At 45.9% G+C, this 7,663-nt stretch carries 7 protein-coding genes; all 7 read left to right on the plus strand.

What is annotated here, in order from left to right:
- The first annotated feature begins 244 nt into the window (after positions 1 to 244).
- Positions 245 to 946 (plus strand): histidine phosphatase family protein, encoded by a 702-nt coding sequence (locus ACERC8_RS06980; protein WP_373659175.1) that lies wholly within the window; start codon positions 245 to 247, stop codon positions 944 to 946.
- Positions 933 to 1,682, plus strand: a complete 750-nt coding sequence (locus tag ACERC8_RS06985; RefSeq protein WP_373659176.1) for a D-alanyl-D-alanine carboxypeptidase family protein — start codon at positions 933 to 935, stop codon at positions 1,680 to 1,682. Before ACERC8_RS06980 ends, ACERC8_RS06985 begins: the two co-directional genes overlap by 14 nt.
- Positions 1,679 to 2,272, plus strand: coding sequence for a glycoside hydrolase family 73 protein (locus ACERC8_RS06990; protein WP_373659177.1), 594 nt, complete (start codon positions 1,679 to 1,681; stop codon positions 2,270 to 2,272). The genes ACERC8_RS06985 and ACERC8_RS06990 overlap by 4 nt, the downstream gene beginning before the upstream one ends.
- Positions 2,273 to 2,580: 308 nt before the next feature.
- Positions 2,581 to 3,906, plus strand: a complete 1,326-nt coding sequence (gene brnQ, locus ACERC8_RS06995; RefSeq protein ID WP_373659178.1) for a branched-chain amino acid transport system II carrier protein — start codon at positions 2,581 to 2,583, stop codon at positions 3,904 to 3,906.
- Between the two features lie 150 nt (positions 3,907 to 4,056).
- Complete coding sequence (locus ACERC8_RS07000) at positions 4,057 to 4,992, plus strand: manganese-dependent inorganic pyrophosphatase (RefSeq protein WP_373659179.1); 936 nt, start codon at positions 4,057 to 4,059, stop codon at positions 4,990 to 4,992.
- 102 nt (positions 4,993 to 5,094) lie between these two features.
- On the plus strand, positions 5,095 to 5,865 hold the full coding sequence (gene sufC, locus ACERC8_RS07005; protein WP_373659180.1) for a Fe-S cluster assembly ATPase SufC: 771 nt from the start codon (positions 5,095 to 5,097) through the stop codon (positions 5,863 to 5,865).
- On the plus strand, positions 5,866 to 7,128 hold the full coding sequence (gene sufD, locus ACERC8_RS07010; protein WP_373659181.1) for a Fe-S cluster assembly protein SufD: 1,263 nt from the start codon (positions 5,866 to 5,868) through the stop codon (positions 7,126 to 7,128).
- Positions 7,129 to 7,663 lie beyond the last annotated feature (535 nt).

The following is a 7,663-nucleotide window of genomic DNA, read 5'->3' on the forward strand; positions in this document are numbered from 1 at the left end:
TTGAGAAGTTACGGCAGTGCAACATGATAATAGGCAAGGAAAAATAAGTAAGAAAGTAGCATGATTTTCAATCGACTTCATTAAGAGGATTCAGAGGAAGATAACATAAGTGATTCTCATGTTGACCTTGGATGGTGTCAATGCCGACTTTAGTCAGAATATGAGAAGAGAGTGCTTGTTCTGAATGAATCTTGTTGTGACGTCTGGCTAGGTTTTATGTTATAATATCATAAAGGAGTTAACAATGACAGAAACACGGTTATATATTGTTCGTCATGGCAAGACGATGTTCAATACCTTGGGGCGTGCCCAAGGTTGGTGCGATAGTCCTCTGACAACGTTAGGTCGTGAAGGCATTCGAGAGCTGGGTCAAGGATTCGCAGTAGATGGATTGACATTTGATGAAGCTTTTTCAAGTGATAGCGGTCGAACTCTTGAGACCTTAGCGATTGTTTTAAAAGAGCTCGGTCAGGAGAGCTTACCGCATACGGCAGATCGTCGTATACGTGAGTGGTGTTTTGGTAGCTTGGAAGGTCTGTACGATGAGGAGCTCTTCCACGGTGTGTTGCCTAGAACAAGCGTCGTTGGTCTTGACAAGAAATTGACAAATTTAACCTATCAAGAAATCGCGGAAGCTTTGGTGGAGGCTGATACAGCTGGCTGGGCGGAGCCTTGGGAGGTATTGCGCGACCGTATTTGGCAGGGATTTGTGAGCATCGCAGAGCGCTTGGAGACAAGAGGTGGTGGCAACGGGCTTGTGGTTTGTCATGGGATGACCATCGCCACGCTCCTGTGGCTGATTGACCCTTGGTGGGAAAAGATGATGATTGATAACGGCAGTGTGACTGTTTTAAGCTATGAAAAGGGACACTTTAGCATTGAACAAGTCGCTGATTTATCTTATCGCTATAAGGGAAGAGAGGCACTCGCAAATGAGAGGAAATAAGGGAATACTAGTCGTCTTGCAGTTGCTGGCTATCGTGATCGCCTTGGTAGGATTCTACATTTTCCTGTCGCCACGTGATTTTCGCCTGACAACTGATGAATCTCCTCGATCGTCAACGTCATCGTCGTCCATGGCAGTAACAAGCTCATCCAGCAGTAAAGAGCCAACCGATGCCTTACCTGACGTTAGCCCTGATGATTGGGAATTAGTCCTGGTTAATCGGGATTATGCTTTTAACAATGTTGTCCCAGAACTTGGTTATGTTGAGGGAATTCCTGTTGATCAGCGAATTGTGGAGGCGACGACTCAGTTTATGGCAGCTGTCCATGCACTAGATGCCGATCCTTTGCAGAGACTTTACTCTGGTTATCGGAGTGTAGAAGAACAAGCTGCGCTTTTTCAAACACGAGTGGCTGAGCTGGTAGCTGGGGGAACAAGTGAGGAGGAAGCGACAACAATTGTTTCACAGACGGTCTTGCCTGCAGGTCACAGTGAACATCACACGGGCTTAGCGATTGATATCATGCGTTATTCTGATGTGGCGAAGCAGATTGCAGCGATGGCTCCTGAACACGGTTTTATTCTTAGATATACAAAGGGTGCGGAGCATATCACTGGAGTGTCTGAGGAAAATTGGCATTACCGCTATGTGGGTGTTGCTTCCGCCAAATACATGACCGAGCATCAGCTGACTCTGGAGGAATATCTTGATTTATTAAGGAGCAAAAATCGATGAAACGACGATTAAGTTTTCTTGGCACTCTGCTTATCACGGTTTGTGTGATTATCAGCTTCCTGATCCCACTCTTGCTAAATGGTGGTCCTAAATCAGCTAATCAGCTGGTCAAAACCTCAGATAGCTCTGCTATCTTTATCAAAAAAATAGCACCTGAAGCCCAGAAACTAGGAAAAAGCTATGGGGTTATGCCGTCGGTTTTAATTGCTCAAGCCCTTTTAGAAACAGACTCTGGTCGTACTTTACTAGGGGTAAAGTACCATAATCTCTATCATTTACCAGCCTCAGAAGGCAATCGCCGTGTTGTTTTATGGACAACAGAGGTCAAAGATGGCAAAGAGCAGAACGTCGAGCGGAGTTATCAGGTTTATTCAACATGGTCTGAAGGCATGGCTGATTACATGACTCGGCTAAAGGCTAACAAATTGGGCGATGAGATGCTATACACAAGGCTAGCCACAGCAAAAACCTACAAAGAGGCCAGTGCCATCTTTTATCAAGAAGGCTATACGACAAGTAGTGATTATGCAGGACGTTTAATTGCTATAATTGAAAAGCACCAGCTGGAACAATATGACAAGCAAAAATAATAAGCGGATTAGTTAATATACAGAAATTTTCTGAAAAATAAAACTTGACAAACTTATCTGACTAAGGTAAAATAACCTTACTAAACATCAAGGAGTTTCCAATGACACAAACAACACAACTTTTGGTAGTCGTTGTCAGAAGATAGGACGGTACAATTTTTGTCACTGTCCTATTCGTGTTGAGTGAGAATGGGGCGACAAAAAAGCAGCTACCCATTCTTGCGGGTAGCTGTTTTTGATGGTAAGGAGGGAAAGCGATCGGTCGTTAGCAAGCTGTATCATCACGTTATTATTATAAAGGAGTTTCTATGAAAACGTTACAGAAAAAAGATTATATTTATATCGGGTCGATGCTGTTTGGCATCATCTTCGGTGCAGGTAATTTGATTTTCCCTGTTCACATGGGGCAAGAAGCAGGGGCTAACCTCTGGCCAGCGACCATCGGTTTTTTGGTTTCAGCCATTGGACTACCGTTTTTAGCCATCGTTGCCATGGGCTTAACCGAAAGCAAGAGTGTTTATGAGCTGGCTTCGAAAGTTGGTAAAGGTTATGGCAAGTTCTTTACTATTTTGCTTTATCTCGTTATTGGTCCTTTCTTTGCCATCCCTCGTTTAGCAACGACTTCTTTTCAAATTGGCGTTGTGCCTTTTATTCCAGAAGGGCAACAAACCCTAGCCTTGGTTTTCTATTCTGCATTTTTCTTTTTGGTGGCTTGGCTTCTTTCTCAGAACGCTAGCAAGCTGCTCACTTATGTTGGTAAAGTGCTTAATCCGATTTTTCTCCTTGTTTTGGGGTTCTTGCTGGCTTTCTCTGTTTTTAATCCTATGGGCAATAGCGGAGCGGCAGCTGTTCAAGAGGCTTATCAAGCTAATGCGCTGACCAAGGGGATTTTGGAAGGCTATAACACCCTTGATGTCCTCGCTTCCTTAGCATTTGCCATTGTGGTTATCTCTGCTTTAAATGGACTGGGTGTTACCCAGCCTAAACAAGTTGCTAAGGACATGATTAAAGCAGGTGCCATCAGCCTGGGCTTTATGGCTCTGATTTACGCCCTGTTAGCTTATGCAGGGGCAACTAGCCTTGGACAGTTTCCAATCAGTGACAATGGTGGCATCGCCCTCGCACAGATTGCTGGTTATTATTTGGGAACAGCAGGTAGCCTATTACTTGCCTTAATCGTCTTCTTTGGTTGTTTAAAGACAGCAGTTGGGCTCTTAACAGCTTTCTCAGAGACTTTTTCAGAGATGTTCCCTAGCGTCTCTTATAAAACGTTTTTAGCCGCAGCTACCATTTTCCCAGCTATTTTTGCCAATGTTGGTTTAACAAATATTATCGCCTATTCTATTCCGGTTCTTATGTTTCTTTATCCGTTGGCGATTGTCCTTGTTTTGCTAGCTTTAGTAGATAAGCTGTTCAAAGGTAAAAAGGCCGTTTACCTCTGGACGACTATTTTTACCCTCTTTCCTGCTATCGTAGACGGTTTAGCAGCATCTCCATGGGCAGAATTATCAATTGTTAAAGGCTTAGTTAGTTTTGGTCATGGTTTGTTGCCATTCTCAAGCATCGGTATGGGTTGGGTACTACCATCTATTCTTGGCTTTATTGTTGGCTTGTTGTTGTCAACAAAGGAATAGTTTAAAACTATACCTTGGTTAGCTCCTCACGTTAGAGGAGTTGACCAGGGTATTTTTTTAATTTGAAACGTGATTTCCTTATGAGGAACTTTTGCCAAAACAAGCCCAATCTGCTATAATAAGGTGAATAAAGGAAAGAGAGTTACTCACATGTCTAAGATTTTAGTTTTTGGTCACCAAAACCCTGATACTGACGCTACGGCTTCAAGCTACGCTTGGGCTTATTTGGAGCGTGAAGCTTGGGGGCGTGATGCAGAGGCGGTGCTTCTGGGCGAGCCTAACGAAGAAACAGCTTTTGCGTTGGATTATTTTGGCGTTACAGCACCGCGTGTTGTGACTTCTGCCAAAGCAGAAGGATCGGATAAGGTTGTTTTGACGGACCACAATGAGTTTCAGCAGTCCATCAGTGATATCCGCGAGGTTGAGGTAGCTGGTGTCGTGGATCACCACCGTGTGGCTAACTTTGAAACTGCCAATCCGCTTTATATGCTCCTTGAACCTGTTGGTTCAGCGTCGTCCATTGTTTATCGCCAGTTCAAACAGGCTGGTGTCGCTGTGCCAAAAGAGATTGCAGGCTTATTATTGTCAGGTTTGATTTCGGACACGCTCTTGCTCAAGTCTCCGACCACTCACGCGAGCGACCCACAGGTCGCTGCGGAATTAGCAGAGCTGGCAGGGGTGAATTTGGAAGAGTATGGCTTGGCTCTCTTGAAAGCAGGTACAAACCTAGCCAGCAAGTCAGCCGAAGAGCTGATTGACATCGATGCCAAGACTTTTGAACTCAACGGTAACCCTGTTCGTGTCGCTCAAGTCAACACAGTTGACATTGCCGAAGTCCTTGGCCGTCAGGCGGAGATTGAAGCAGCGATCACCAAAGCGTCTGCTGATAATGGCTATTCCGACTTTGTCCTCATGATTACAGATATTGTCAACTCTAACTCAGAAATCTTGGCGCTCGGTCGCAACATGGATAAGGTTGAAGCAGCTTTTAACTTTACCTTGGAAAATAACCATGCTTTCTTACCAGGTGCTGTTTCTCGTAAAAAACAAGTTGTGCCTCAGTTGACAGAGAGTTTTAACGCGTAATCAGTGTCAAAAATACCAAATCCTCGTATCTGATAAGCGAGGATTTTTCTGTTATAATAACTATAAACAACCCTCGGCGTTAGCCGTGAGAAAGGAACTTTTATGTCAACCTTAGAAATCAAAAACCTGCATGTGTCCATCGAGGACAAGGAAATTCTAAAAGGGGTCAACTTGACCCTGAAAACAGGAGAGGTCGCTGCCATCATGGGGCCAAACGGCACAGGGAAATCAACCCTGTCTGCTGCCATCATGGGCAATCCCAACTTTGAAGTGACCCAAGGGGAGGTCCTCTTTGATGGGGTCAATATCTTAGAGCTGGAAGTGGATGAGCGGGCACGACTGGGTCTCTTTTTAGCCATGCAGTACCCGTCTGAAATCCCTGGTATCACCAATGCCGAGTTTATCCGTGCGGCCATGAACGCTGGTAAGGAAGACGAGGATAAAATCTCTGTCCGTGACTTTATCACCAAGCTAGATGAAAAGATGGAGCTTTTGGGCATGAAAGAGGAGATGGCAGAGCGCTACCTCAATGAAGGCTTCTCAGGAGGGGAGAAAAAGCGCAATGAAATCCTCCAACTTCTCATGTTAGAGCCTAAGTTTGCCCTCCTAGACGAGATTGACTCAGGATTGGACATTGATGCTCTCAAGGTCGTTTCAAAAGGGGTCAATGCCATGCGGGGTGAGGGCTTCGGTGCTATGATCATCACCCACTACCAACGCCTGCTCAACTACATCACTCCTGATGTGGTTCATGTCATGATGGATGGTCGGGTCGTCCTCTCGGGCGGTGCAGAGTTAGCGGCTCGTCTGGAGCAAGAGGGCTATGCCAAGATTGCCGAGGAGCTGGGCTTAGAGTACAGTGAGGACGTGTAGATGACCAAAGAAGCGATTTTAGCCTTTTCACAGGGTCAGGCGGAGCCTCAGTGGTTGTTGGATCGTCGGTTGGCAGCTGTTGAGAACATGGCAGAGCTGGAATTTCCTGTGATTGAGCGGGTTAAGTTTCACCGTTGGCAGTTGATGCCGTCTACTATCGGGCAGAGCTGGGACCTACCGAGTGTGCCTGATTTTCTCGCTATCGGAGACAATCCTAAGCTGGTAGAGGTCGGCAGCCAAACCGTCCTAGAACAACTGCCTATGGAGCTGATCGATAAGGGAGTTGTGTTGACAGACCTTGCGACGGTCTTAGAGGAACGTCCTGAGCTTCTGGAGACCTATCTAGGGCAGGCTTGTCCAGATGACAGCCATCGTCTGGCAGCCTATAACACAGCTTATTTTACCAGCGGAGCGGTTCTCTATGTGCCAGATGGGGTCGAGATTGACCAGCCTATCGAAATCTCCCTGCTGGAAGACCGGGCGTCTGCTCAGCCATTTGTCAAAAAAATCCTCATCATCGCAGGTAAAAATAGCAAGTTCTCCTATCTGGAGCGGTTGGAAAGTCTGGGCGAGGGGGCTGAGTCGGTGGCTGCGAATGTCAGCGTGGAAATCATAGCTGGTAGGGGTAGTCAAATCAAGTATGCGGCCATCGACCGTTTGGGGAGTGATGTGACGGGTTATATCAGTCGTCAGGTTTACCATCATGAGGATGCGACGGTCGACTGGGCTATGGGTGTGATGAATGCTGGTCATGTGGTTTGCGACTTTGACAGCAACCTTTATGATCGTGGCAGCCATGCTAATCTCAAGGTCGTGGCGCTTTCCAGTGGTCGTCAGGTGCAGGGGGTAGATACCAGTGTGACCAATTATGGGGCACACTCGGTCGGTCATATCCTCCAGCATGGGGTGATTTTGGAGCGAGGAACCTTGACCTTTAACGGCATCGGTCATATCATTAAGGGAGCCAAAGGAGCGGACGCCCAGCAGGAGAGTCGCGTGCTCATGCTGAGTGACCAAGCACGGAGCGATGCCAATCCTATTCTCCTCATTGATGAAAATGAAGTGACCGCAGGGCATGCTGCCTCTATCGGACAGGTCGACCCAGAGGATATGTACTACCTCATGAGCCGAGGGCTTGACCGAGCAACTGCCGAGCGGCTGGTTATCCGAGGTTTCCTGGGCGCAGTCATTACCGAAATCCCTGTCAAGGACGTGCGGGATGAGATGATTCAGACCATTGATGACAAGTTGGAGAAAAGATAGGAGGTTCAAAAAGCCACTTCTTCTAAAGAGAAAGTGGCTGAGGCTAACGCACGCGTTAGCAACTTTATGTGGATACCAACGATTGTTAGTCATATAGAGTTATCGAGGAATAGTTATTGTTCTCAGTCCGTGTTCAATGTATTGACCTAAGATGTCGAAGCCATCAAGGATGAATTTACCTAGTATAACTGCTGACAGGACTATTGCTAAAGAAACAATGATGTATTTTAGGTTTTCTTTCATAACCTGAGCGACTCCTAATAAAGACTAATTGTACCATTTTGACTTAGTGGTACTCTATAGTAGGAATTGTTACCGATGGTATGACTAAAACTGAAGCCGGCTACTTTTAGTTGAGCTCCTACTGTAGTTGTTGCACTATTGCTGACAACCCCTACTAAAGTACCACTGATGGCATAGTGAATACTTGTTGTAGGAAATCCGGAAGATGACCAAACGTGAAAAGGCACCCCTTTTCTGTACAATTTTTATAAAGTGTTTTTGTTAAGCGATAACTCGCTTAACCATAGGTGTT

The sequence above is a fragment of the Streptococcus sp. E29BA genome (assembly GCF_041807805.1).
GTDB classification, from domain to species: domain Bacteria; phylum Bacillota; class Bacilli; order Lactobacillales; family Streptococcaceae; genus Streptococcus; species Streptococcus entericus.